A 24453-nucleotide genomic window follows, 5' to 3' on the forward strand; every position below is an offset into this window, starting at 1 on the left:
CGCACGCAAATCCTGATAAACAGCTCGGCTCATTGTTAATTTTGTCAAATCGCACCCTTCTATGATGCACCTCTCCCGAATGAAGAAAAACCAAATTGCCCTCATGGTTGCTCTTGCAGCTCCCATGGTCGCCACGCCCGCCGTTGCCGGCGAGGGTGGTATCGTCAGTGTCCCCGGCATCGCAGAACGGGAAATCGCCCGTCGTGCTGCACGCGTGGAAGATGCCAGGCAGGCCATGGAAAAAGGCGACGAGCTTTACGGCAAAGGTGAGTATGAAGCCGCGTTGGCCCAATACCGTGCTGCCAAGGACATTCTGGACCAGTTGCCAAACGCTCCTTTCATTCAGGACTGGCGGAATCTGGCCAATCTCAAGTTTGCTGACTGTGCCATCGTCGTTGCCCGTGAGAAGGCCAAGATCGGCGATTACGTCGCCGCCCGAAAGCTGATCGAAGAAGCCCAGCTTGCCGTTCCTGACCATCGCGCCGCACGCATCTTCGCCAAGCATCTGGATGATCCGGACCGCTGGCCGCCTGCCTTGACCCCGCAGCACGTGGAGAACGTCAGCAAAGTGACCAAGCAGCTCCACCTCGGCCACAGCGCCATGGAAATCGGCGATTACGACAAGGCAAACCTCATGTTTGAGGAAGCCCTCCGCATTGACCCTTACAACTCCGCTGCACGCCTGGGCATGCAGAAGACTGAGCAGAAGCGCAGTGAATATTTTGAGACTGCGCGTGACCACCAGCGTTCCCGCATGCTGAACATGGTTAACGAAGCCTGGGAGCACAAGCCGCCAGTTCGTGGTCTGGTCATTGATCCAATGGACACGGGCGGTGTCGAACCCACCGTCTATCTGACCCGCAAGATGCAGGAAATCGTTTTCCCGAGCGTCCAGTTTGCCGGTGCCAGCATCGAAGAAGCTGTTGAGTTCCTTCGTGTCAAAAGCCGCGACCTTGACCTGGTGGAAACCGATCCAACCAAAAAAGGTGTGAACATCATTCTCAAGGCCGGCGATGCCCCTGTCACCGCCTCCATCAGCCTTGACCTGAAGGATGTGCCCATGGTGGAAGCCCTCCGCTACGTCACTGAACTTGCCGGCATGAAGTATAAGGTGGAGCCTTTTGCAGTGCTCATCGTGCCAGGTTCTGAAACGACGGTGGAGCAGTTCACCCGCATCTACAAAGTCGGTCCGGACTTCCTCACCCTTGGCGGCTCTGGTGGCGGTGATGCAGCGCCAGCTGCCTCTGCGGATCCCTTCGCCACGGGTGCAACGGCACCCTCCACGGGCCTTGGCACCCGCATGACGGCCATCGAGATCCTGAAATCCCAGGGCATTGCCTTCCCTGAAGGTGCCTCCGCTGTCTTCAACCGGGTTTCCTCCCAGCTGATCGTCAAAAACACCCAGCCAAACCTTGATCTGGTTGAAGCCTTTGTCGAAGCCACCCGCAATGAAGGTCCGAAGCAGATCTACATCACCTCCAAGTTTGTGGAAGTGTCCCAGAAAAACACCGATGAACTCGGCTTTGACTGGCTGCTTGGCACCATCGGACGCGGCAACGACGTCCAGGGCGGCGGCGGCACTGACGGTAACTCCGGCGTCAGTTCCACCACGATTGCTTACCCCTCTGCTGTTGCCAGCATTCTGCCTGGAGCTGGTAATGCGCTCGCCGGCGGCGTGGCTCCCATCAGCCGCAGCCTCCGCACGGGTGGTAATGCCATCAGCGGCAATGCGATTGACTCCCTCATCAATGGCACTCCTGCTGTATCTGAAGCTCCTGGCGTTCTTAGTGTCGCAGGTGTTCTAACCGATCCTCAGTTCGCTCTCGTCATCCGGGCCATGTCCCAGCGCAAAGGCGTGGATCTCATGAGCGCCCCGAGCGTCACGGCCAAGCATACTCAGCGGGCCACGGTTGAAGTCGTTCGCGAATTCATCTACCCGACCGAGTTTGACCCACCGCAGATCCCAACCAACGTCGGTGCCATCCAGGGCGGCGGCGGCGGCGGCGGCGGTTCCATTCCCGTCACCCCAACCACTCCTACCGCTTTTGAAATGCGCCAGGTGGGTGTTCGCATGGAAGTGGAACCTTCCGTCGGTGCCGACGGTTATACCATTGATCTTCAGCTCAATCCTGAAGTGACGGAGTTCGACGGATTCATCAACTACGGCAGCCCTATCAACAGCGTCAACCCTGGCAGCCCTGCGTCACAATTTCTTGACCTAATTACGGGCCTCGTCACAACCACTGCCGCCGTTCCTCCTAGCACAGTCGAACTCACTCCGAACATCATCAACCAGCCTGTGTTCTCCGTCCGCCGCGTCACGACCAACGTGACCATCTGGGACGGCCAGACGGTGGTGCTGGGCGGTCTGATCCGCGAGGACGTGCAAGATGTGGAAGACAAGATTCCTGTGCTGGGTGACCTGCCCTTCATCGGCCGTCTGTTCAAGTCCACCGTGGAAGATCACTTCAAGCGCAACCTGATGATCTTTGTGACTGCCAAGCAGATTGACCCTGCCGGCCAGCCCATCAACCCGAACCTTTCCACCAGTGGCGGTGCCTCCGCAGGTGCTGAGGCCTCCAATCTGCTGCTGCCTCCTGTTGGCAACTGATCTGGCACTCATCTGAAAGTATGTTCTGCCGCAGGCAGGTGGTCCTTGATCACCTGCCTGTGTGCTTTTAAAATAAAAGACCGGTTCATGAAATCCTGGATCATCACAGGCGGCGTCGCCTGCGGCAAAAGTCTGGTCACAGAGCTGCTGGCCACGCATCTCCTGAAGGACAGGTCCCGCGTCTTTTCCTCTGATGGTACGGTCCAGGAACTGCTTGATACCCCGGAAATCACTACCCAACTGGTCCGGCATTTTGGTGAATCCGCCGTTGTGCACCAGCAAGGCCGCATCCTGGCCAGCCGCGAAGTCTTGCGTGCAGAGGTGTTCGCAGACCCGGAGAGAAGAAAAATTCTTGAGCAGATTCTGCACCCCAGAGTCCTGAAAAGCCTGGAGCAGGCCCGGGAAGCCCAGGCGGAAATGGGGGTAAATCTTTTCCTTGCGGAGGTGCCTCTGCACTATGAGATTGGTTCCACAGTTTCAGCGGATCTGATCATCGTTGTGGCGTCTAGCCCGGAAGTTCAGAAAAGGCGGATGATGGATCGTCGAGGTCTCGACGAATCAATGATCGAAAAGATGTTGAGGGCTCAGTGGCCCATCGAAGCCAAAGTTGAGAGAGCAGATGTGGTCATCTGGAATGATGGTGACCGCAGCGCTCTTGAGGCTCAAGTGCTGACACTGGTAAGACAGCACTGGCAAGCATGAATCCAACCGACTCCTCCGAGACCTCCACAGAGGTCCTATCTCCCGCATCTGACGCAGCGCCTGCGGAAGTCTCTGAAGCACCGGGCCTGCCCGCACCGCAGCCTTCCCCGGATTCTGCGCCCGATAACGATGCCCCCGCAGTGCCTGCCTCTGATTCCCAGGGCAAGCCGGAAAAGCCTTCCGCTCCCGTCGCCGAGCCTCCGTTCCCGGAGGAGATCTCCCTCAACGACCTTCAGGAAGCCTCCCTCGCTGACATCCAGTCCCTGGCTGAAAAGGTGGGTTTCCGCATGAATGCCAGCCGGTCCAAGCACCAGCTCATCTATGATCTTCTCGCCTGGATGGCGGACCACCGCACCCGCGTGAAGGTGGATGGCATCCTGGAAATCGGCTCCGATAACTTTGGCCTCATCCGTTATCCGAAGTACAGCTTTGCCCCGTTGCCTGAGGATGTTTTCATCCCGCTTTTTCTTGTCCGTAAATTTAATCTTCGCCCCGGCAACCGCATCACCGGCTTTGCCCGTGCACCGAAGGACCGGGACAAATACCTGGCCATTGACCGTATCACCGAGGTGGACGGTGTCTCTATTGATACCTGGGAGCCGCCAGTCCATTTCGACAAACTGACCGCCATGTTCCCCAATGAGCGGATCATCCTGGAGATGCCTCGCCCCTGTGCCGCCTCCGTGCGCATCATGGATCTCATCGCCCCCCTGGGCAAAGGCCAGCGCGGTTTGATCAATGCGTCTCCAAGGTCCGGCAAAACTGTCCTCCTCAAGGACATCGCCAAATCCATCGTTCATAACCACAAGGAAATCTCCCTCATCATCCTCCTCCTGGATGAGCGCCCGGAAGAAGTCACCGATTTCGAAGAATCCGTCAGCGGCTGTGAGATCTACAGCTCCACCTTTGACGAAAGCCCCAAGCGCCACAGCCAGCTGGCTGAGCTCGTCCGCGAGCGCGCCTGCCGCCTCGTGGAGTCGGGCAAAGATGTGGTCATCCTCCTGGATTCCCTCACCCGCCTCGCACGCGGTTACAACAGCCTCGGCGGCGGCAAAGGCCGCACCATGTCCGGCGGGATGGACTCCAAGGCCATGGTCAAGCCAAAGAAATTCTTCGGGGCCGCCCGCAATGTGGAAGAAGGCGGCAGCCTCACCATCATCGCCACCGCCCTCATCGAGACGGAAAACCGCATGGACGACCTCATCTTTGAGGAGTTCAAAGGCACCGGCAACATGGAGGCCACCCTGGACCGTGAAATTTCCGAGCGCCGTATCTTCCCGGCGCTTCATGTGCTGAAATCCGGCACCCGCCGGGATGACCTCCTCTACCACCCGGATGAGTTCAAGCGCGTCTCCGCCATCCGCAAGCAGCTGGCCCAGGTGCCCGCCGTGGAGGCTCTCGAGCTGCTGCTGCGCAACATCGCCCGCACCAGCAACAACGCTGAAATTTTGCTCACGGGTCTCAAATGAGTGACGTCGTCCCTCCTCTCATCCCCCCGGCCATCGTGCCCGGCGATTACGTCTTTATTGACCAGCCGGAGCATCTTCAGCAGTGGCTCATCGAGACAGAAGCCCACATGCAGGCCACCGGTGAGAACCGCTGCTGCCTGGATACGGAGGCGGATTCCCTCCATCATTACCACGAAAAGCTCTGCCTCCTCCAGGTCGCCTGCGCAGGCCGCTTCGCCCTCGTAGATCCCCTCGCCATCGAGGATATCTCCGGCCTCCTCGCTCTCCTGGACCGGCATGAGCTCTGGTTCCACGGCTCGGATTATGACCTCACCATGCTCCGCCGTACTTATGGCTGGGCGCCGCGCGTCGTCCGGGATACGCAGATCGCCGCCCGCCTGGTTGGCTTCCGCCAGTTTGGCCTCGCCGCGCTCATCCATTCCATGTTCGGCCTCCAGCTTTCCAAAGCCTCCCAAAAGGCCGACTGGAGCCGCCGCCCCCTCCCGGAGCACATGCTCTCCTACGCCGTGGATGACGTCCGTTACCTCATCCCCCTGGCTGATTACCTCATGAAGCTCTTGCGCGAGAAGGGCAGGGAAGCCTGGTTCGAGCAGAGCTGCGCCGGTCTGCAGGTGGATGTCGCCGCCCGCAGCATCGCGCCGAAGGAAGACCCCTGGCGCGTCCAGGGCAGCGGCCGTCTTCATTCCAAAGGTCTTGCCATTCTCAAAGCCATGTGGGACTGGCGGGAGGCCATCGCCATGGAGCGGGACATCCCTTGCTACCGGATCATGTCCAACAAGCAGATGGTCAGCTACGCCGAGACCTTCGAGGTCGGCGGCGTCATGAATCCTCCCGGCGGCTGGCGCCCGCGCTGGAAAAAAGAATTCCACGATCTCATCGCTGATGTCTTCCGTGCTGGCCAGTCCGCCTGGCCTCAGCGTGTCAAAAAGGCCAAAGCCCGCCTCAGCGATACCCAGCGCGACCAGATTGACCGCCTCTGCGCCCTCCGCGACACCATCGCTGGCAGCCTTGATATCGAAAGCAGCCTCCTCGGCTCCCGCAGCACCCTGGAAGAAGTCGTCGCTGACGGAGCCGGTCTGGATGCCCTCATGGCCTGGCAGCGGGAACTTCTGAAGGAGCCCCTGGAAAGCGTGCTCCAGCAGCCTCAAACCGTCGCTGCCTGACCGGTCAAGACAGGGACCTGGCAAGTCCCTCTCCTTGAAACTCACTCAAAGTGCATCGTGCCGATGTCCCCGCGCCGTTGCAAGCCGTCAAAGTTTACCTTCTGGGATTCCGCATAAGCCTTGTCCCGCGCGGCTTCCCGCGTGCTGCCCTGCGCCACCACCGCCAGCACCCGGCCGCCGTTGGTTTCAAACTGGCCCGACTCATTTTTCCGCGTCCCGCAGTGGTACACGCGCGCACCTTCCACCGCCTCCAGTCCGGAGATCACATCCCCGCTCCGGGATGAAACCGGATACCCGGCCGAAGCTGAGATCAGGCAGATGCTCCAGCCTTCGGCAAACTGGATCAGCTCCGGTTTCAGCGTCCCCTTCGCCGCCTCAAAGACATAATTGGCAAAGTCGCCCCTCAGCATCGGCATGACCGCCTCGGCCTCAGGATCACCAAAGCGGCAGTTAAATTCCAGCATCTGCGGCCCTGTCGGCGTCAGCATGATGCCAAAGTAAAGGAAGCCACGATACTTCAGCCCGTCCTTCTGCAGCCCTTCCACCGTCACCTTGACCATCTCGTTTTCGATCTGGGTCATCAGCTCTGGCGTGGCCAGTTCCCGGCCAGCCACCGCGCCCATGCCGCCTGTGTTTGGCCCTTCGTCATTGTCGCGGATGCGCTTGTAGTCGCGAGCCGGCATCAGGATCTGGTACTGGTCATCACACACGGAGACAAAAATGCTGATCTCCGGGCCGGACAGGCATTGCTCAATGAGAAGGTCTCCTGCGCCGAAGATGCGCTTCTCCATCACATCTTCAATGAAGGCCTCCGCCTCCGTCCTGTCCGGGCACACTGCCACGCCCTTGCCCGCCGCCAGACCGTCAAATTTCAGCACAATGGGAAACCGGTTCAGCGCCGCCTTGGCCTCCGCTGCCGTGGTCGCCACCGTAAAGTCCGCCGTCGGGATGCCGTGCCGTTGCAGAAACCGCTTCGCGAAAATCTTCGAGGCTTCCAGTTGCGCCGCTTCTTTGAACGGTCCCCAGCATGGGATGCCCGCCTCTGCGCACAGGTTCGCAAGGCCCCGGTCCTTCACCAGCCACGCCTCCTCTCCCGCCACACACAAGTCTATAGCATTCTCCTGCATCCAGGTCATCAGCTCCGGCAGGCCCGGCACATCCACCCGCGTCGCCAGCGTCGCGATGGCATCACTGCCCGGATACGCATACAGCTCATGCTTCTGCGGAGATTCGCTCAATGCGGTAATCAGGGCGTGTTCACGCCCGCCTTTGCCAGTAACCAGGATCTTCATGGGGCGGGATGCATAGCGCGCCAGCGGCGCTAGGCAACCCTGGAAAAGTCCGCCCTTCAGATCGCGCCTTTTTTCTTCAAAAACGGCACCAGCTCATCCACGCCAAAGTCCGCCAGCACCTCCCCGTCCCAGTCCATCGTCGGTGCCTTGCTCTGGCCAGAGAGGTCAATCATTTCCTGCATCGCCTCCCGGTTGCCGCTAACCACCACCTGTTTAAAGGGCACGTTGTTTGCCTCCATGTAGGAGATCACATCATCGCACCAGGGGCAGCCGGTTTTTACATACACGATCGGAGTCATAAGAAAGAAAAGGGAGGAATGGGGAAGGGGAGAAAGGTTTTCTCTTGTAGCATACGGATGCGGAGTCTTCCATGGTTCTATTCTCCATGACTGACCTCTCCGCGTCCCCTGCCACTGATCCGCTCAGCATTTACCGCTACCGCGACGGCCTGTATGCCGTGGACCTCATCACCGCCGCGCTCAGCCTGGATTTCTTCACCTGGCTGGCCGCGCAACCCTCCAGTCTGCAGGAAATCTGCACTTATCACGGCTTCAAAGAACGCCCCGCCGATGTCATGATGACCCTCTTCGCAAGCAACGGCTGGGTGCATCAGGAGTCCGGCCGTTTTCAGCTCACCCCCACCGCCCGTGAGCATCTGTGCGCCGGGTCCGAGTGGTTCCTGGGTCCTTATTACGCCTCCCTGCACGACCGGCCCATCGCCCGCGATTACCTGGAGGTCCTCCGCAGTGGCAAGCCCGCCGGCTGGTCCGGGGACAAGGCCGCCTTTGACTGGCATCAGGCCATGGAGCAGGAGGACTTCGCCCGCAGCTTCACCGCCGCCATGGATTGCCGGGGCCGTTACCTAGCCCAGGCCCTGGCTAAAAAACTGGACCTCACCGCCCGCACCCGCCTGCTGGATATCGGCGCAGGCTCCGGCATCTACGCCTGCTCCATCGCCGCCCAGCATCCCCACCTCCAGGCCGTCGTGTTCGACCAGGTCCCCGTGGACCGCATCGCCAGCAAGCTCATCGCCGAGCGCGGCTGCGCCGACCGCGTCACGGTCACCACCGGCAACATGTTTGATGGCCTTCCCACCGGCTGCGACGTTCACCTCTACAGCAACGTCCTCCACGATTGGGACGTCCAAGAGGTCCGCCAGCTCCTCGCCCTCTCCCACACCGCCCTCCCTCCCGGTGGCCTCCTTATCATCCATGATGCCTTCATCAACGAGGACAAAACCGGCCCCGTCCACGTCGCCGAATATTCCTGCCTCCTCATGCACTCCACCCAGGGCAAATGCTACAGCACCGGCGAATACGCCGCCCTCCTCACTGAGGCCGGTTTCGTCTCTGGCGCTTATGCAGACACCGTCGTTGGCCGTGGATTCATGACCGCCCAGAAGGCCTGATTCCCAGCCACAAAAAAGCCCCGGTGGGTCACACCGGGGCTTTGTTTTATCGAGATTTCAGCTTGGCCTGCTTAAGGAAGCTTGGTGATCTGATCCGAGCTAAAGACGCCCTGTGCACTTGGCTTTGGCGGCAGTTTAGGTTGTGCATAGGTAAGGAAGAAACCCGTTGGAGTGCCGGATTCGTCCAAATACATGATCACACTTGTGCTATTCATGCCTTTGATCAGAACGTAACCCAAAGAGATAGGACGGCTATCGCCAACGAGAGGCATTTTTTTCCCATCAATGGTCAGGGTCTTCAAATCAGGTGAAATCGTGAACTTGATGGTTTCGCCATCTGTCACGGTTCCTGATGCTGGAGGAACGGTGTTGGACTCCTCTTTGATCACAGCATTGTAGGTGCCAGCGGTCGCTGCAGCACTGGCAAGCAATGGATCAATCACAAACGGCCCTTGGAACTGAAGCGCACCATAAGAGATGGTGCCGGTCTTTTTGTCCACTGGCGGGATCATGACAAAACCGGGTGCGAGTGTGAAGGTGGCCAGTTCATCTCCCTCAGGAAGTAAGACGACACCTTCGATAACCACTTTGCGCTTGTCCCCAAGAGTGATTGTGATGGTCACCTTGCCCGTCTTGATGTCCACCTTGCCTTTGAGTATCTTTTTCCAGTCGTCGCTTGTTACCGGATTCGGTGCGCTGGCGTGTGCCTTGGTGACAACGAGGTTGTTTTTCGCATCCAGAGTGAACTGGACGGGAAGGCGGTCAGTTGGGATGTCGCCACTCAGCGCGACATCAAAGACGTAGCCTTCATCAAGGCCGAGGTAGGTTGCCACATTGGTCTTTTTCTCCGGAGCCCATGGTTCAGCACTGGCCAGAAGGCTCAAAGGTCCGAAACCGTCGCGGTAGCTCTTGTCCTTGGCGCCTGCCGCTTTTTTCCACTGGGCGTCATAATAGGACAGGAGAATGTCATTTGGCACTTCGACATGGAAACCGCCGCCATCACGCGCAGTCATGGCCAATCTCCCGCCAAAGAAGCTGCCGTCACGCTTGTAGGGGTTCGTAAAGAACACAAACTGATTATCCGGGCCATTGGGCAGGGTTGCTGTGATCTTGGTGCCGTCACCCAGCTTGCCTGCCAGTTTCATGACTCCTTTTGCATCCACCTTGGCCACGGCATAGCCTGAGCCCTCAGGAGCACCATCAACGTCCGCTGCCAGTTCAAAAGCCACCGTGTAGCTGCCCAGCGTCGGCACCGTCTCACCCTTCGCATAGGTCTTGACCTTGAAACCTGACATAGCGAGACCCACCGTTGCATCGCTTTCCTTCACCGTGACTTCCAGGGTGTCCCGGTCAGCAAAATCCCTGAATTTCAGCTCCAGTGTGTAGGAAGTGCCTTTGATGGCAATGGCAGCGGCATTAATGGCCACACCTGTTTCGGTCAGGCCTTCGCCCTCGGTGGCGGGATCATCACCCGCCGTGTAGTCCAGCGTCGTTTTGAGGGAATAAGTTTTTTTGTCAGAGGTGGTCAGTTTGCCGGAGACCGCGCCTTTGGTGGAGACTTTCAGGGCCAGCAGACCGTAAGGCGATGTTTCAGAAGAAATCAGCGCCTGATAGCTGCCTGCCATGTCGGCAGGGATGGCGGCGCCCATGGCCGCGGTACTGCCCAACAGGGCGCTTAAGAGACTGAGACGGAGTGCTTTCATGGATAGATGAGTGAGTCGGATCTTGTGTGTTTAATTTTTTTGGTTTGGGCTCGGGAGTTGACTTCGGAAGCAGCTTTTGGCTGTGAGGCCATAGCAAGTCAGCATCTTATACGCCATTTTTTCTGGCCGGTATCAGACACCATTTATTTTTGTGAACTTTTTTCGGATAGCATGCAGTCGCATCACACGTTCATTCAGCCTCTTATGCAAAATGCCATCCTTGTTTCCCTTTTCCTTCTCCTAACCGGCCTGGCCCAGGCTGAAACTACCGTCACGATGGAAGGCGTGCACAACTGCTGCAAAGGCTGCACCAACGGCATTGTCAAGGCCGCCGCAGGCATCAAGGACACCACCGTCACCGCCGACGGGGAAACTGTGACCATCGTTGCCAAGACCAAGTCCAACGCCAAAAAAGCGGTCGAGGCCATCATGGAAGCCGGTTACTACGGTAAGCTCTCCGATGAATCTGCCGGCTTCGCCTCCAGCAAGTCGGACAAAAAGCTCACCGACGTCACCGTCACAGGTGCCCACCTCTGCTGCCAGAAGTGCGTGAATGCCATGACCGCCGCCGTCAAAGAGGTCCCTGGCGTCACCGGCTACACCATCGAAAACAAAGCCAAGACCTTCACCGTCCAGGGCCAGTTCACCGAGTCCGACCTCCTGGCCTCCATGAACAAGGCCGGCTTCCACGGTACTGTGAAATAAAGTGAAGTGAGGCGGACACTCCTGTCTGCCATCTTTTCCCCCAAATCTCCGGCCACCCTTCCAGGTGCCGGAGATTTTTTTTGCATTCGTCATTCTGCATTCGTCATTTCATTTCCCCCTCTTGCCCTGCGCCGCCCTCTGGTCTAGGCTCCGCGCCCCTTTTCCCGAATTTTTTCCCATGAGCGCCGAGCCAGCCCCCGCCACGAACTACAAAGACACCGTCCTCCTGCCGAAGACCGACTTCCCCATGAAGGCGGACCTCGTCGCCCGGGAGCCGCAGCGCCTGGCCAAGTGGCAGGAAGGAAAATTGTATCAGCGCATCCAGGCCCAGAGCCAAGGCAAGCCCACCTTCATCCTTCACGACGGCCCGCCTTTCGCGAATGGCGATGTGCACATGGGCACCGCCCTGAACAAGATCCTGAAGGACCTCATCGTGAAGTCCAAGACCATGGCCGGCTTCCACGCCCCTTTCGTCCCCGGCTGGGACTGCCACGGCCTGCCCATCGAGTTCAAAGTCGTCAAACAGGCCGCCGGATTGACCCCGGTGGAAGTCCGCCAGCGCTCCGAGGCTGAGGCCCGCAAATACATCGACATCCAGCGCAACAGCTTCAAGCGCCTCGGCGTCTTTGGCGATTGGGAGAACCCTTACCTCACCCTCGATCCCGGTTACGAATCCGGCATCCTGCGCACCTTCGGCAAGGCCGTGGAGCAGGGCCTGGTCTATCGCATGAAGCGTCCCGTCCTCTGGAGCTACGGTGCCCAGACGGCGCTGGCGGAGGCGGAGGTGGAATATAAGGAGAAGACTTCGCCTGCCGTCTTCGTGAAGTTTGCCCTCCCGAATGACTCCGCCCTGGTCATCTGGACCACCACGCCCTGGACGCTGCCGGCCAACCTGGCCATCGCGCTTCATCCCGAGTTCGATTACACCGCCGGTACGTTTGTACATGAGAGCGGCCGCACGGAAAAGCTCACAATCGCCACCTCCCGGATCGAAGCCTTCACCGCCAGCACCGGTTTCAAACTGGACGCCGGGCAGCCTGTCGAAAAACTCAAGGGCAAGGATCTCGCCGGCCAGGAAGCCCAGCACCCCTTCCTGCCGCGCACGTCCAAGGTCATCAATACCCTCTTCGTCACCGATGACACCGGCACCGGAGCCGTCCACATCGCTCCCGGCCATGGCGCGGACGATTACCAGGCCGGTCGCGAGCATGGCCTGGACATCCTTTCCCCCGTGGATGGCGATGGCAAATACACCGCCGAGGTCGGCCTGCCGGAATTCGTCGGCAAGCATGTCTTCCAGAGCAATGAAGGCATCATCGCCATCTTGGAAGAAAAAGGCGCGCTGCTGGGTAACGAAAAGTATGTCCACCAGTATCCCCACTGCTGGCGCTCCAAAACGCCCATCATCTTCCGTGCCGTGGAGCAGTTCTTCATCAAGATTGATGACATCCGCACCCGCGCCTTGGCGGAAATTGACAAAGTCACCTGGCTGCCTGCCTGGGGGCGTAACCGCATTTATGGTACCGTGGAAAGCCGCCCGGACTGGTGCATCAGCCGCCAGCGTACCTGGGGCGTCCCGCTGCCCGTTTTCTACACCGCCGATGGCACCATCATCATGGAGACCGCCATCATCGGCAAGGTGGCCGACATCGTCGCCAAGCAGGGCACCAATCTCTGGTTTGAAAAAGACGATGCCTGGTGGGCCGAGGCCGTCGGCCTGCCTGCGGATACCAAGCGTGGCAATGACACCCTGGACGTCTGGATTGACTCCGGCTGCAGCCATGTCTCCGTGCTGGACCAGCACCCTGAGCTCCACGCCCCGGCCGACCTCTACATTGAGGCCACCGACCAGCATCGCGGCTGGTTCCAGAGCAGCCTCATGATGAGCATCGTCGCCCGCAATGCCGCGCCTTATAAGAGCGTCATCACCCACGGCTTCGTCGTGGACACGAGCGGCAAAAAGATCAGCAAGAGCGACCAGGGCGCCGCCGGCAAGAGCGCCAAGCCCATGACCGCCGACCATTACTACAACACCTATGGTGCCGACATGGTGCGCCTCTGGGTGGCCAGTGTGGATTACCAAAATGAAGTGCCTTTCTCCGAAGACCTCTTCAAGCAGAACAGTGAAAACTACCGCCGCATCCGCAACACATTACGCGTCTTGTTAGGCAACCTTCATGATGAAGCGCGCGATGCAGCCGGTGAGGTCACCCTTATCGACCGCTGGATCCTCGAGCGCCTGCACACCCTCACGAAGGATTGTGTGGAAGCCTATGCCGCCTACGATTTCCGCAAGGTCTTCACCCTGGTGAACCAGTTCATCACCGGCGATCTCAGCTCTCTCTACATTGATATCACCAAGGACCGGATGTACTGCGATGCGGCGAACAGCCCGCGCCGCCGCGCCACCCAGGCCGCCATCCGTGAGATCACCGAGACCCTGTGCAAGCTGCTCGCCCCCGTGCTCGCCTTCACTGCGGATGAAGCCTGGGAGCACCTGGGCCATGCCGACAGCCTGCACCTGGAAGCCTTCCCCCAGCCCAACCCCGACTTCGCCCCAACCGAGGACGCCACGGCTGCTGTGGACCAGCTTCTCCAGGCCCGCGCCGTCATCCAGCAGGCCATCGAAAAAGCCCGCCAGGAAAAGAAGATCGGCTCCAACCTGGAGGCCACCGTCTCCCTGACCCTCCCCGAAAAAGGCTTCGACCACAGCGTCTTTGGCGACCTCGGCACGCTCCAGGAATTCTTCATTCTCAGCGACCTCAACATCACCAAGGGCAGCGGCCTAACCGCAAGCGTAACCGTTTGCGGCAATCCCAAATGCGCCCGCTGCTGGAAGCACCTCCCCGATGTCGGCAGTGTCGCCGAACACCCCACCCTCTGCGGCCGTTGTGCTGAGGCCGTCTCCTGAGCACAGGCGTAAGCCAATGCTCAGCCACCATTGATTCCCACCCATCTCCCGACCATGACCGCTCTTGATGACCTCCTCACCTGCCTGCGTTTTCCCAGCGTCTCCACGGATTCCCGCCACCACGCGGATACCCGAGCCTGCGCGCAGTGGCTGGTGGCCAAGCTGACCTCCATGGGTCTGACCACGGGCCTGCATGAGACACCAGGGCATCCCGTCATCGTCGCCAAAAACAAGCACATCCCCGGCCGCCGCACCGTTCTTCTATACGGGCATTATGATGTGCAGCCGGCGGAGCCGTATGCGGAATGGAAGTCGCCGCCGTTTGAGCCTACCATCCGCGAAGGTGTCATCTACTGCCGTGGGGCCACGGATAACAAAGGCCAGCTCATCGCCCACGTCTCCGGCCTGGCCGAAACCCTGGCGAAGTATGGCGACCTGCCTGTGAACCTGACCATTCTTTTTGAAGGCGAAGAGGAGATCGGCAGCCCCAATTTGAAGCCTTTCTTGGAGGCCCACCGCCAGGAGCTGGCCTGCGATGTCGTGGCCATCTCCGATACTGGCATGGTCGCGCCGGGCGTCGGCACTTTCACTTATGGCCTGCGTGGTATAGCCTGCATGGAGGTCAAAGTCCATGGACCCAGCATCGATCTGCATTCCGGCATCTTCGGCGGTGCCGTGGCCAATCCTGCCACCATCGCCGCCCGGCTCGCCGCCTCCCTTCACGATGACCAGGGCCGCGTCCAGATCCCCGGTTTTTATGACGCCGTGAAGCCTCTGGCCGACTGGGAGCGCAGCGCTTGGGAAGAACTGGGCGACGCCGATGCCGAAACTCTCTCCCTCACCGGAGTGCCCGCTCTTTTTGGCGAAGCCGGTTATTCCGACCGCGAGCGCCGCTGGGCACGCCCAACGGCGGAAGTGAACGGCATCGGCGGTGGTTACCAGGGGGAAGGTTCTAAAACCGTCATCCCGCGGGAAGCTTTTGTGAAGCTCTCTTTCCGCCTCGTGCCGGACCAAAATCCAGAGCACATTCTGGACTTGGCCTGCGCCTACCTGCGGGCCCATGCGCCTGCCAGCGTGCGCCTGGACATCCATCGTGGCCATACCGGCCAGGCTTACCTCATGGACCCCCAGGGCCCCCTCGGTCAGGCCGCCCAGCGTGCGCTCACCCAGACTTTTGGCGGTAAGATCGCCCTCATTCGTGAAGGCGGCAGCATTCCCATCGTCCAGGCCTTCAAAGACGTGCTCAAAGCTGATACCCTTCTTTTGGGTCTCGCCCTGCCTGACTGCCAGGCCCATGCCCCGAACGAGAACTTCCCCATCGCCAACTTTGAAGCCGGCATCCGCTTGAACCAGGCCTTGCTCACTGAACTGGGCAAGTAGCCAACCCTTGCAGGTTGGCTGCAGGGAAGGGAGGTGTTACAGGTTCTTGAGGATGTAATCCCAGGCGGACATGACCGCCCAGGTCATCGTCACTCCTATGCCCACATCCACAACGGTGATGCGGTTCCAGAGCCTTTTTCCTTTTTGGTGCAAGGCCTCAAATACCGGTAAAACGCCCGTTGGAGGCGCTTCATTTGCTAAGACCATTTGGCCTTCCACGGCCTTCGTCTGGGTTTCATTGAGCAAGGCAGCCGTTTCCAGTTCTTGGGCAAGGGTCAGGCGGTGCAATGCGGCGGCTGCAGCGATCAGCAGGAAGTACTCCGTGTGATATTCACGATTGATCATCCACCCAGAAACCATGTAGGCGATGATCAAAATCATAATGGCCCGTCTGCAGCGTTCCATGCGAGGATCTTCGCGGGTCAGTTTAGCACTCATTAAAAGGGATCTCAGAGCCAGCCAGAGGGGCAGAAGGTAAAAGAACATGCCGTAGGGTCCCAGATCTCCTCCAATCTGGACATAGCTGGAATGTGTGGCCTTGTTTTCCATCTGGCCATCCCAGATGATGAATCCCTGGAACTGCTTCCACCCGACCCCCGTGCTTTTTTCCTCAGCAGTCCGCTTGGCCATTTCCCAGACCATCAGACGGCCCTGAACCCCAGCGTCACCTCTAAGATTGCCCATCTGCTGCATGCGAGGCAGGAAGCTGAGGGCTGAGACCCCCATCGTAGCGGCCATTGTCAAAGCCAGGATCTGCACAGGTTTGGGCCTTCCGACCACAAAGATCATCACCAGCAGCACACCGCCAACCAAAAAGGAACCCTTGGATTCCGTCGCGTAAACACAATAGCAGGCCAGGGTCACGCAGGCTGGAAAGATGATCATCCGGCCGATCACCCCACGCTTCCAGAAATAAAAAATATAGCTCAGGGGCAGAACGACAATGACCGAGTGGGCGAGGGCGTTGGGGTTGTCATGCAACCAGGTGCCGATACAAAGCCGGCCAAACATCTTTTCAGTGGCGTCTTTGGCTCCCGTCATATCCACCCCATGAAGACTGGCCACCGCCATGGCTGCAACACCCATGAGCATGAAGTTCCAAAATTTCAGATACCCTTGCAGACGTTCCCAGGAGATCAGTGATTTGACAGTAAAAACATAAAAAACCACGAAAGGGAGAAAGCCTTTGAGAGTGCCGGAGAAATCTGGGGCGTGCCATACGATATAGGCATAATAGGCCAGAATCGCCCAGTCATGGGGCGTCCGCAAAATGCCCGTAACCACAGGTCTGGACCGTGCGCTCAGAATACTGACCAGCCAGATGAGCATCATCGGACGGATGACGTTCGCGCCCGAAATCGCAGGCACCCAGTCCTGGGGACGGATGTAATAAAGAAAAAGGAATATGAGGGCGGCGCGATATTCCATCAAAAGCAGACTCTAATCAGGCTTCGCAAGCATTTGGCAAACGCAACTGCAAGAATGCTAGCATCAAAAACGGTTTGTCCAAGAGGAGCATTTGTTGAAATTTGTCAGCCATTTGTGGGTCAGGTGCGCGGCGGACGAGTTTCTTCCTGAAGAACACTCAAGAAAGATCCATTTCAATCAAAGGCTCTGGCTGACCGCGGGCAGCATGCTTTGCCGGGAGGTTGTTACCATACCGCCATGGGCTGGGCGACTGAATGTCCGCCTGCTGCGATCAGGACGGCTATGACAAGGGGGATTGCATGAGGAAAACAGCCCCACCGCCTAGGCCATCTGCATTTTGGTGAAGGCGTGGCCTTCGTTTTGGTCGATGCGCTCGGGGCGGCCTTTGTATTTGTAGATGAGGCGGGTGTGGTCCACGCCCATGAGGTGGAGGATGGTGGCGTGGAGGTCGTGGACGTGCATTTTCTGGTCCACGGCGCGCAGGCCCAGCTCATCGGTGCTGCCGATGACCTGGCCGCCTTTGATGCCGCCGCCGGCCATCCACATGGTGAAGCCGGTGGGGTTGTGGTCGCGCCCGGTGCCGCCTTCGCTCATGGGGGTGCGGCCAAATTCGCCGCCCCAGATGACCAGCGTCTCATCCAGCAGGCCGCGGGATTTCAGGTCCATCAGGAGACCGGCGATGGGTTTGTCCGTCTGGCCAAACAGGCGGCCGTGGTTTTCTTCGATCTTGCTGTGGGAATCCCATTTGCTGCCGGCACCGGAGTAAAGCTGCACAAAACGCACGCCGCGCTCCACCAGGCGGCGGGCCAGCAGGCAGTTGCGGCCAAAGACGGCGGTCTTGCTGTCATCCAGGCCGTACAGTTTTTTGGTGGCCTCGGATTCCTTGGCCAGGTCCACCGCATCGGGGGCCTCGGCCTGCATGCGGAAGGCCAGTTCATAGGCTTTGATGCGGGCATCGAGCTGGCTGTTGTCCTGGCGGGGCTGCCCGTAGCGGGTGTTCATCTTGCTCAGGAAGTCCAGCTTGGCCCGCTGGCGGGGCTCGCTCATGCCTTTGGGCGTGGTGAGGTTGGCAATGGGGGTGCCATCCGGCTCAAACTGCACGCCCTGATAGACGGCGGGCATGAAGCCGCTGCCCCAGTTGCGCACGCCATTGACCACTTGTGAATCGCTGTCTTTGAGGACGACAAAGGCGGGCAGGTTCTGGTTCTGCGTGCCCAGGCCGTAGTTCACCCAGGAGCCGAGGGAGGGCCGCCCGCCGAAGATGCTGCCGGTATTCATCTGGCAGACGCCGCCGGCGTGGTTGATGCCGTCGGAGACGCAGGAGCGGATCACGCAGAGTTCATCGGCCAGCTTGGCCGTGTGCGGCAGCCAGTCAGAGACCCACATGCCGCTTTCGCCATGCTGCTTCCACTGGCGCTTGTCCGCCAGCAGGGGGGAGCGGCTTTCACCCATGGCGGTGATGACCTGGCCGAAGCTGGGCGGCAGCTCCTGGCCATGCAGTTGCTGCAGGAGGGGCTTGGGGTCAAAGGTGTCCAGGTGGCTGGGGCCGCCTTCCATGAACAGGAAGATGACGCTCTTCGCCTTGCCCATCCGGTGCGCCAGCTTGGCGGACATGGGGCTGCCGGGCTGGCCGCCCTCATCGCCCAGGGCGGCATTCAGCGGGTTTTCCCCCAGCAGGTAAGACAGGGCCAGCGCGCCAAAACCCGCACCGCCACGGCGCAGAAAGTCACGGCGGTTGGTCAGTACTTCGTGGTGGGGCAGGGGTGTCATGACTGGAGTGAAGAGGTTTACGTCACAAGGCGGCTCCTGCTGGCGATTGGACATGTTTTTTCCAAATCTCATCGAAATCAGCCTTGGGTTGCGCAATCGCGGTGGCTGGGTATGGTCGCCGCCCGTCGTTTTTTGACCATATCCACCCGTACCCCTTCCCATCATGTCCGACATCGCACTCGCCAAAGGTGAAAAATTTCTTGAAGACAACGCCAAAAAAGACGGCGTGACCGTGACCGCCAGCGGTCTTCAGTACAAAGTCATCACCGAAGGCACCGGCAAGAGCCCTTCCGCCACGGACACGGTACTCGTTCATTATGAAGGCACTCTGATCGACGGGAAGGTCTTCGACAGCTCCTACAAGCGCGGTGAGCCCATCGAATTCCCGCTCAACCGCGTCATCGCCGGCTGGACGGAAGGCGTGCAGCTGATGAAGGAAGGGGCCAAGCACCGCCTCTATCTTCCCTCGAAGCTGGCCTATGGCAAACAGGGCGCCGGACGCGACATCGGGCCTAACGAAGCTCTCATTTTTGACGTGGAATTGCTGAAAGTTCGGTAATTTAGCCCTTCCGGCCGCAAAGACTCGTCGCAGCACTCATTTGACAACCCGGCGAGACTGCGTAATCTCGCGCCCCCTGTTGCGGGGGACCAGGCAGTTTTAGATGATGCGCCGGGCCCACAGCGAAGGAAAAAGACGTTTTAGCAAGCACCCCACACGATTATGCCCAAGAGGACCTACCAAGCATCCAAGCGCACCCGGAAACGCCAGTTCGGCTTCCGCAAACGCATGAAGACTGAAAATGGCCGCGACATCCTGCGTCGCCGCCGCGCCCGTGGCCGCAAGCGTCTCATGCCAGTCGGCGTGGAGATCCATTACAAGCGCCACGTCCAGCAGCACGCCTAGTAGCAGGCAGGCCCGCCCATGCGTCTTCCTTCCCGCCTTCATTTGAAGGAGTCGCGCGACTTCGCGCGGATCAAGGAGAAGGGGCGCAGCCAGGCGGGCCGCTTTTTTGTCCTGGCCCTGCTGCGTGAGGACGCGGTCGCTGAATTTCAGTTCGGTCTCGTCACCAGCAAACGCCTCGGAAACGCCGTCGTGCGGAACCGTGTGCGCAGGCAGCTTCGGGAGATCATCCGGGCGCACCGGGCAGAAATCGCACCTGGGTGGCAGTTTGTCACCATCGCCCGCTGGCGGGCTGCGGGCGCGGACTTTGGTGAAATGGAGCAGGACTGGCTCCGCCTGGCCAGGCGCCAGGGTCTTTTTTTGAAACCTGTGCCACCCGCTCCATGAAATGGCTCGTCCGCATCCTCATCCGTGGTTATCAGCGTTTCATCTCCCCCCCTCTGCATTACTTCGGCGGCCCCGGATCGGGCTGCCGGTTCACTCCGACCTGCTCGGAGTACTTTCTTCAGGCCGTGGAAAAACACGGCTTTTTTCGCGGCAGCGCCATGGGTGCCTGGCGCATCCTCCGCTGCAATCCCTGGGGCGGCCAGGGGCATGACCCCGTCCCACCGGTTACAAAAAGGCCGTGTTCCTGCCAGCGACAAACGGCAGATTCGTGTGCAGTATCCGCCGGTCCGTCCGTTGACGCCCCCTCCCGCCCCCCTTCTGCCGGGCCGGAAGACTGAAAACTGAATACGGAACACTGAACTCCGCCTCCCCCTCTCAACATTATTTTCTCAAATCGCATGGATAGAAAAGCCTGGATCGTCATCACCCTCTGCGGCCTCGGCATGGCTGCCAATTATTGGTTCCTCATGAAGAACCAGGAGGCCCTCGCCGCCCAGCGTGCCCTGGAGGAGGCCAACAAGCCGAAGAACACCGAGGTGCAGCCCGCCACGCCCGGCGTGGCCACCGCTGGTACAGACGGATCCGCCATTACCACCCCGACCATGACGCCCGGCCAGCCGGATGCCATCACCGCCGCCACGGCCGGTCTGCCTGAGGAAAAGCACAGCATCGTCAGCGGTAGCGTGACCTACCACTTCACCACCAAAGGCGCGGGCGTCGCCACGGCGGAGCTCGCCGCCGGGGACCGGATCACCCTCAATGAAACCGGGCGTAAAACGTTGGAACCCGTGGGCGCTCTCCGCCGCGAGGCCACTGGCCTGGACCTGGTGGCGTATAAGATCGTCAGCAAATCCGACCAGGGCATCATTTTTGAAGGCGTCACCGCTGATGGCATCACCGTCCGCAAAGCCTACCAGCTCACAGAAGGGGACAAGTCCGACGAGCACCTTCTTGCGCTCACCCTGACGCTGACCAATACCGGCACCCTGCCGCACAAGTCCGAGGAATATTATCTCTACACCGGCGCGGCCTCCAGCCTGAGCCCGGATGAGGTGCTGAAGCCGAGCTTCTTCTGGAATGACGGCGGCGATGCCGACCATGAAGACACCGGTTACTTCGGCGGAGGCTGGTTCTCCAGTGCCAAGACGGAGCACCGCAGCAGCCACACCCGCATGCGTTATGCCGGCGTCATGAGCCGCTTTTACGCCACCATCGTCAGCCGTGTAACCCCCGGTGGCGACAAGCCGGGGAAGATCTGGGCCAGCCGCTACCTCATGGACCATAGCACGGACAAATACGCCGACTATGATTCCGCCAAGCACGACTACGGCATCGAGGCCGCCATCAGCCTCCCGCCGGTAGAACTGGCCCCCGGTGCCAGCATGACCGAGCAGTATGAGATTTACCTCGGCCCCAAGGAATACCACCGCCTGAGCAAGCTGGAAGGCCAGCGGGATTTCATCATGTTTTACGGCATGTTCGGCTGGATCAGCAAGGGGCTGAGCATCGTCATGCGCTGGATGCATGACCTCAGTGGCAACTGGGGCGTCGCCATCATCCTCCTCACCCTCATCATCCGCACCGTCCTCTGGCCCCTGCAGTCCAAGGCGCAGTATTCCATGAAGCGCATGGGCCTGCTGGCACCGAAGATGAAAGAGCTTCAGGCCAAGTACAAAGACGATCCCCAAAAGCAGCAGATGGAGGTCATGAAAATGTACAAGGACTACGGCGTGAACCCCGTGGGCGGCTGCCTGCCCATGCTCATGCAGATTCCCATTTTCTTCGCCTTCTACAGCGTGCTGCAGAATGCCGCCGAGCTTCGTGGCCAGGGCTGGCTGTGGGTGAAGGACCTGTCCATTCCGGACACCATTCATACCTTTAACTTCCCCTTCTCCCTGCCCATCATGGGTACAGACTTCGATCTGAATCCCCTGCCTCTCATCATGGGCGTCACCATGATCTTGCAGATGAAGCTGACGCCGCAGCCCGCCACCATGGACAAGAGCCAGAAGATCATGTTCGCCGTGATGCCCTTCTTCTTCCTCTTCATCTCGTATAACTTCGCCGCCGCCCTCTCCCTTTACTGGTCCACGCAGAACCTCTTCGCCATTTTCCAGAGCCGCATCATGAAGCTCTACATGAAAGAGCCCACCCTGGAAAAAATCGAGCACGCCCCCAAAGGCCCCCCCACCCAAAATCCCTTCTTCAACCCCATGAACCCGAATCATAAGGAGAAGAAAACCAAGCCGAAAAACCCCAAGCTCGGCGGTTAGGCCAGCGAGGCAGGGGAGGCGAATTTGTGATTCCAGAGGGGAGCAGCCTTCCCTCCGGATGCGGATTACCCGCAGTTCCCCATTGAGCGCCGGGGCATTCGGGCTAAGATTCCGGCTGTCATGACGCCTCTCTCCCACGCCCGCCAGATTGTGGATACCATGCTGGGGTATCTCGGCTTCACCGTGAAAATTGATGAGCTTGAGGGGCCGGAAGGCCTCACGCTCCAGCTCCACACGGAGGATTCCCAGCTGCTCATCGGCCGGCGCGGCGCCACGATGGAGGACATCCAGTACCTGGTGAACCGCATCCTCCAGCGTCACATCCCCCAGGCCCCGCGCATCCGCGTGGACATCGAATACTTCCGCTCCATCCGCGAGGACAAGATGGTGGAGCAGGCCCGCGAGCTGGGCGAGCGCGTGCGCGCCACCGGCATGAGCCAGACGCTGGAGCCGATGAACAGCTACTATCGCCGTCTCATCCACAACGTCTTCGTCAACGATCCCCAGGTCCAGAGCCTCAGCCTGGACGGTGGCGACAGCCGCTTCAAACGCATCCTCCTGAAGAAGCGCGAGTAGGCGGCCCGAGACCGGCCGCAAAAAGTAGCCCGCACCTGGCGCAGCGCCGCGAAGAGAATCCCAGTGCCCAGGCCACAAGCCCTCCTGTAAATCCTGCCCATCTGCAATCCTGTCCAAAAAAGATCCACCCCCAATCTTTTTACCCTCCTGCTACCACCCTTCGTCATTCGCCGCCCCGCTTGTGAAATTTTTCACAAATCCCGGTTGCCGCCTTCTGACGTAGCCTGATACTGCAAAATATGGCCTCCGCTGTCCAGTACCTCCCCGGCAAAGAACCGCACTCCCGCGAGAAGCGGCTCATTTTCAAGAACGTTGACCGTGTCGGCTACGATCCGTCCATCGACTGTTACCTGAACGACGGCGGCTACGAGCAGCTCAAGGTCGCCCTGAAGATGGAGAAGTCCGCCATCATCAATGAGGTCAAGGCCGCCGGTCTGCGTGGCCGTGGCGGTGCCGGTTTCCCTACCGGCGTGAAGTGGGGGTTTATCCCACCAACCAATACCAAGCCCGTGTACCTCATCTGCAATGCGGATGAATCCGAGCCCGGCACATTCAAGGACCGCTACATCCTGCATCAGGACCCGCATCAGCTCATCGAGGGCATGACCATCGCCTGCTTCGCCACTGGGGCCAAGCTGGCCTACATTTACATCCGCGAAGAATTTCCCCACGCCGCCAAGATCGTCGAAAAAGCCATCGCCGAGGCTCGCGCCAAGGGTTTCCTGGGCAGCAACATCCTGGGCTCCGGATTCGATTGCGAAATCTACGTCCATCGCGGTGCCGGCGCTTATATCTGCGGTGAGGAGACCGGCCTGATTGAATCGCTCGAAGGCAAGCGCCCCTACCCGCGCATCAAGCCGCCCTATTTCCCAGCCGCTCTCGGCTTGTACATGTGCCCCACCATTGTGAACAATGTGGAGTCTCTGTGCCATGTGAAGCACATCATCCAGATGAGCGGTGCGGAGTATGCCAAACTTGGCACGCCGAACAATACCGGCACCCGCATCCTGTGCGTCAGCGGTGACGTCCAGAAGCCCGGTTATTATGAAGTGGAAGTGGGCAAGGTGACCATGGGTGAGGTCATCAACGACCTCTGCGGCGGCCTCAAGCCCGGCCGCACGCTCAAGGCCATCATCCCCGGCGGCAGCTCTGCCAAGGTCCTGCGCGCCGATGAAAAATTCAAGCTCAAGGATGGCCGCGAACTCACCATCATGGACATCCCCATGGACTTCGATACCATGGCCGCCTGCGGTTCCATGGCAGGCTCCGGCGGCGTCATCATCATGGATGACACCCGCAGCATGTCCTGGGTCATCAACAATCTGAACAACTTCTACGCCCACGAATCCTGCGGCCAGTGCACCCCCTGCCGCGAAGGCAGCCTGTGGATGAAAAAGCTCAGCGACCGCATCGTCGCCGGCACCGCCAGCCCGGATGATGTGGACACCCTGGAAAGCGTGGCCAACCAGATCGAAGGCAAGACCATCTGCGCCTTCGGCGAAGCCTGCTCCTGGCCGACCCAGAGCTTCATCAAGAAATTTGGCGATGAGCTCAAAGCCGGGTGCAAACCCGAGCTCACCGGCAAGATCGTCTCCGAAGAAGGCCTCGTCGCCGCCGCCAGCCTGGCGGTGAACTGAGGCCTGTTCAATTTCCGCTCCACAACTCCCGATTTATGAGTTTGCAGTCTGCAAGGCCACTATCTCAAACGACATCAGGGAGATTCTCAGCGCTTAAGCGCTGCAGGGTGCTTTTTCCTCTTTGGGTGGTGGATTCC

At 59.6% G+C, this 24453-nt stretch carries 20 protein-coding genes; 15 read left to right on the forward strand and 5 right to left on the reverse strand.

The annotated features are described in order from the left end of the window. Positions 1–103: 103 nt before the first annotated feature. The 4 genes from WJU23_RS03545 to WJU23_RS03560 all read left to right on the forward strand — a co-directional run bounded on the left by WJU23_RS03545 (position 104) and on the right by WJU23_RS03560 (position 5945). Positions 104–2611, forward strand: a complete 2508-nt coding sequence (locus tag WJU23_RS03545) for an Amuc_1098 family type IV pilus outer membrane protein (protein ID WP_346331157.1) — start codon at positions 104–106, stop codon at positions 2609–2611. Positions 2612–2698: 87 nt separating this feature from the next. Further along, positions 2699–3313 carry a dephospho-CoA kinase gene (coaE, locus tag WJU23_RS03550; RefSeq protein ID WP_346331158.1) on the forward strand — a complete coding sequence of 205 codons (615 nt, stop codon included), beginning with the start codon at positions 2699–2701 and terminating at the stop codon, positions 3311–3313. Next, a complete protein-coding gene (gene rho, locus WJU23_RS03555; protein ID WP_346331159.1) occupies positions 3310–4782 on the forward strand; it encodes a transcription termination factor Rho in 1473 nt (490 codons plus the stop codon). The genes coaE and rho overlap by 4 nt, the downstream gene beginning before the upstream one ends. Continuing rightward, positions 4779–5945, forward strand: coding sequence for an HRDC domain-containing protein (locus WJU23_RS03560; RefSeq protein ID WP_346331160.1), 1167 nt, complete (start codon positions 4779–4781; stop codon positions 5943–5945). The genes rho and WJU23_RS03560 overlap by 4 nt, the downstream gene beginning before the upstream one ends. A 41-nt stretch (positions 5946–5986) precedes the next feature. Here the strand turns inward: WJU23_RS03560 and purD are convergent, their stop codons facing one another. Together purD and WJU23_RS03570 are read right to left on the reverse strand one after the other, a co-directional pair. Next, the gene (purD, locus tag WJU23_RS03565; protein ID WP_346331161.1) at positions 5987–7237 is read right to left on the reverse strand and encodes a phosphoribosylamine--glycine ligase; all 1251 of its coding nucleotides are present in this window, start codon (positions 7235–7237) and stop codon (positions 5987–5989) included. Positions 7238–7293: 56 nt separating this feature from the next. Beyond that, entirely contained in the window at positions 7294–7536 is a 243-nt protein-coding gene (locus WJU23_RS03570; protein ID WP_346331162.1) for a glutaredoxin family protein, read from the reverse strand. Between the two features lie 86 nt (positions 7537–7622). On the opposite strand from WJU23_RS03570, the gene WJU23_RS03575 reads away from it, so the two are divergent. Beyond that, positions 7623–8645 (forward strand): methyltransferase, encoded by a 1023-nt coding sequence (locus tag WJU23_RS03575; protein ID WP_346331163.1) that lies wholly within the window; start codon positions 7623–7625, stop codon positions 8643–8645. 71 nt (positions 8646–8716) lie between these two features. Here the strand turns inward: WJU23_RS03575 and WJU23_RS03580 are convergent, their stop codons facing one another. After that, on the reverse strand, positions 8717–10348 hold the full coding sequence (locus tag WJU23_RS03580) for a hypothetical protein (protein ID WP_346331164.1): 1632 nt from the start codon (positions 10346–10348) through the stop codon (positions 8717–8719). A 204-nt stretch (positions 10349–10552) separates the two neighbouring features. On the opposite strand from WJU23_RS03580, the gene WJU23_RS03585 reads away from it, so the two are divergent. The 3 genes from WJU23_RS03585 to WJU23_RS03595 all read left to right on the forward strand — a co-directional run bounded on the left by WJU23_RS03585 (position 10553) and on the right by WJU23_RS03595 (position 15344). Further along, a complete protein-coding gene (locus WJU23_RS03585; protein WP_346331165.1) occupies positions 10553–11053 on the forward strand; it encodes a cation transporter in 501 nt (166 codons plus the stop codon). 178 nt (positions 11054–11231) lie between these two features. After that, positions 11232–13964, forward strand: coding sequence for an isoleucine--tRNA ligase (ileS, locus tag WJU23_RS03590; RefSeq protein ID WP_346331166.1), 2733 nt, complete (start codon positions 11232–11234; stop codon positions 13962–13964). Between the two features lie 54 nt (positions 13965–14018). Continuing rightward, positions 14019–15344: a dipeptidase gene (locus WJU23_RS03595; RefSeq protein WP_346331167.1), complete on the forward strand. Its 1326-nt coding sequence runs from the start codon at positions 14019–14021 to the stop codon at positions 15342–15344. 36 nt (positions 15345–15380) lie between these two features. Here the strand turns inward: WJU23_RS03595 and WJU23_RS03600 are convergent, their stop codons facing one another. Together WJU23_RS03600 and WJU23_RS03605 are read right to left on the reverse strand one after the other, a co-directional pair. After that, positions 15381–16772, reverse strand: coding sequence for an O-antigen ligase family protein (locus WJU23_RS03600; protein ID WP_346331168.1), 1392 nt, complete (start codon positions 16770–16772; stop codon positions 15381–15383). A gap of 321 nt (positions 16773–17093) precedes the next feature. Continuing rightward, positions 17094–18542 carry a DUF1501 domain-containing protein gene (locus WJU23_RS03605; RefSeq protein WP_346331169.1) on the reverse strand — a complete coding sequence of 483 codons (1449 nt, stop codon included), beginning with the start codon at positions 18540–18542 and terminating at the stop codon, positions 17094–17096. 163 nt (positions 18543–18705) lie between these two features. On the opposite strand from WJU23_RS03605, the gene WJU23_RS03610 reads away from it, so the two are divergent. The 7 genes from WJU23_RS03610 (at position 18706) to nuoF (ending at position 24316) form a co-directional block, all read left to right on the forward strand. Beyond that, positions 18706–19101 carry an FKBP-type peptidyl-prolyl cis-trans isomerase gene (locus WJU23_RS03610; protein WP_346331170.1) on the forward strand — a complete coding sequence of 132 codons (396 nt, stop codon included), beginning with the start codon at positions 18706–18708 and terminating at the stop codon, positions 19099–19101. A 162-nt stretch (positions 19102–19263) separates the two neighbouring features. After that, a complete protein-coding gene (gene rpmH / locus WJU23_RS03615) occupies positions 19264–19446 on the forward strand; it encodes a 50S ribosomal protein L34 (protein WP_133796731.1) in 183 nt (60 codons plus the stop codon). 18 nt (positions 19447–19464) lie between these two features. After that, on the forward strand, positions 19465–19830 hold the full coding sequence (gene rnpA, locus WJU23_RS03620) for a ribonuclease P protein component (RefSeq protein WP_346331171.1): 366 nt from the start codon (positions 19465–19467) through the stop codon (positions 19828–19830). Then, positions 19827–20168: a membrane protein insertion efficiency factor YidD gene (yidD, locus tag WJU23_RS03625; protein ID WP_346331172.1), complete on the forward strand. Its 342-nt coding sequence runs from the start codon at positions 19827–19829 to the stop codon at positions 20166–20168. Before rnpA ends, yidD begins: the two co-directional genes overlap by 4 nt. A gap of 60 nt (positions 20169–20228) precedes the next feature. Then, positions 20229–22103, forward strand: coding sequence for a YidC/Oxa1 family insertase periplasmic-domain containing protein (locus tag WJU23_RS03630; RefSeq protein WP_346331173.1), 1875 nt, complete (start codon positions 20229–20231; stop codon positions 22101–22103). Positions 22104–22223: 120 nt separating this feature from the next. After that, complete coding sequence (locus WJU23_RS03635; RefSeq protein ID WP_346331174.1) at positions 22224–22679, forward strand: R3H domain-containing nucleic acid-binding protein; 456 nt, start codon at positions 22224–22226, stop codon at positions 22677–22679. A gap of 239 nt (positions 22680–22918) precedes the next feature. Continuing rightward, positions 22919–24316 (forward strand): NADH-quinone oxidoreductase subunit NuoF, encoded by a 1398-nt coding sequence (gene nuoF, locus WJU23_RS03640; protein WP_346331175.1) that lies wholly within the window; start codon positions 22919–22921, stop codon positions 24314–24316. Positions 24317–24453 lie beyond the last annotated feature (137 nt).

Source organism: Prosthecobacter sp. SYSU 5D2 (assembly GCF_039655865.1).
In the GTDB taxonomy this organism is placed as follows: Bacteria; Verrucomicrobiota; Verrucomicrobiia; order Verrucomicrobiales; family Verrucomicrobiaceae; genus Prosthecobacter.

What these genes read in the sequence shown, in the direction of transcription:
- WJU23_RS03545 (WP_346331157.1), top strand. Translation starts at nt 104, where the DNA reads ATGGTTGCTCTTGCAGCTCCCATGGTCGCCACGCCCGCCGTTGCCGGC.
- coaE (WP_346331158.1), top strand. Translation starts at nt 2,699, where the DNA reads ATGAAATCCTGGATCATCACAGGCGGCGTCGCCTGCGGCAAAAGTCTG.
- rho (WP_346331159.1), top strand. Translation starts at nt 3,310, where the DNA reads ATGAATCCAACCGACTCCTCCGAGACCTCCACAGAGGTCCTATCTCCC.
- WJU23_RS03560 (WP_346331160.1), top strand. Translation starts at nt 4,779, where the DNA reads ATGAGTGACGTCGTCCCTCCTCTCATCCCCCCGGCCATCGTGCCCGGC.
- purD (WP_346331161.1), bottom strand. Translation starts at nt 7,237, where the DNA reads ATGAAGATCCTGGTTACTGGCAAAGGCGGGCGTGAACACGCCCTGATT.
- WJU23_RS03570 (WP_346331162.1), bottom strand. Translation starts at nt 7,536, where the DNA reads ATGACTCCGATCGTGTATGTAAAAACCGGCTGCCCCTGGTGCGATGAT.
- WJU23_RS03575 (WP_346331163.1), top strand. Translation starts at nt 7,623, where the DNA reads ATGACTGACCTCTCCGCGTCCCCTGCCACTGATCCGCTCAGCATTTAC.
- WJU23_RS03580 (WP_346331164.1), bottom strand. Translation starts at nt 10,348, where the DNA reads ATGAAAGCACTCCGTCTCAGTCTCTTAAGCGCCCTGTTGGGCAGTACC.
- WJU23_RS03585 (WP_346331165.1), top strand. Translation starts at nt 10,553, where the DNA reads ATGCAAAATGCCATCCTTGTTTCCCTTTTCCTTCTCCTAACCGGCCTG.
- ileS (WP_346331166.1), top strand. Translation starts at nt 11,232, where the DNA reads ATGAGCGCCGAGCCAGCCCCCGCCACGAACTACAAAGACACCGTCCTC.
- WJU23_RS03595 (WP_346331167.1), top strand. Translation starts at nt 14,019, where the DNA reads ATGACCGCTCTTGATGACCTCCTCACCTGCCTGCGTTTTCCCAGCGTC.
- WJU23_RS03600 (WP_346331168.1), bottom strand. Translation starts at nt 16,772, where the DNA reads ATGGAATATCGCGCCGCCCTCATATTCCTTTTTCTTTATTACATCCGT.
- WJU23_RS03605 (WP_346331169.1), bottom strand. Translation starts at nt 18,542, where the DNA reads ATGACACCCCTGCCCCACCACGAAGTACTGACCAACCGCCGTGACTTT.
- WJU23_RS03610 (WP_346331170.1), top strand. Translation starts at nt 18,706, where the DNA reads ATGTCCGACATCGCACTCGCCAAAGGTGAAAAATTTCTTGAAGACAAC.
- rpmH (WP_133796731.1), top strand. Translation starts at nt 19,264, where the DNA reads ATGCCCAAGAGGACCTACCAAGCATCCAAGCGCACCCGGAAACGCCAG.
- rnpA (WP_346331171.1), top strand. Translation starts at nt 19,465, where the DNA reads ATGCGTCTTCCTTCCCGCCTTCATTTGAAGGAGTCGCGCGACTTCGCG.
- yidD (WP_346331172.1), top strand. Translation starts at nt 19,827, where the DNA reads ATGAAATGGCTCGTCCGCATCCTCATCCGTGGTTATCAGCGTTTCATC.
- WJU23_RS03630 (WP_346331173.1), top strand. Translation starts at nt 20,229, where the DNA reads ATGGATAGAAAAGCCTGGATCGTCATCACCCTCTGCGGCCTCGGCATG.
- WJU23_RS03635 (WP_346331174.1), top strand. Translation starts at nt 22,224, where the DNA reads ATGACGCCTCTCTCCCACGCCCGCCAGATTGTGGATACCATGCTGGGG.
- nuoF (WP_346331175.1), top strand. Translation starts at nt 22,919, where the DNA reads ATGGCCTCCGCTGTCCAGTACCTCCCCGGCAAAGAACCGCACTCCCGC.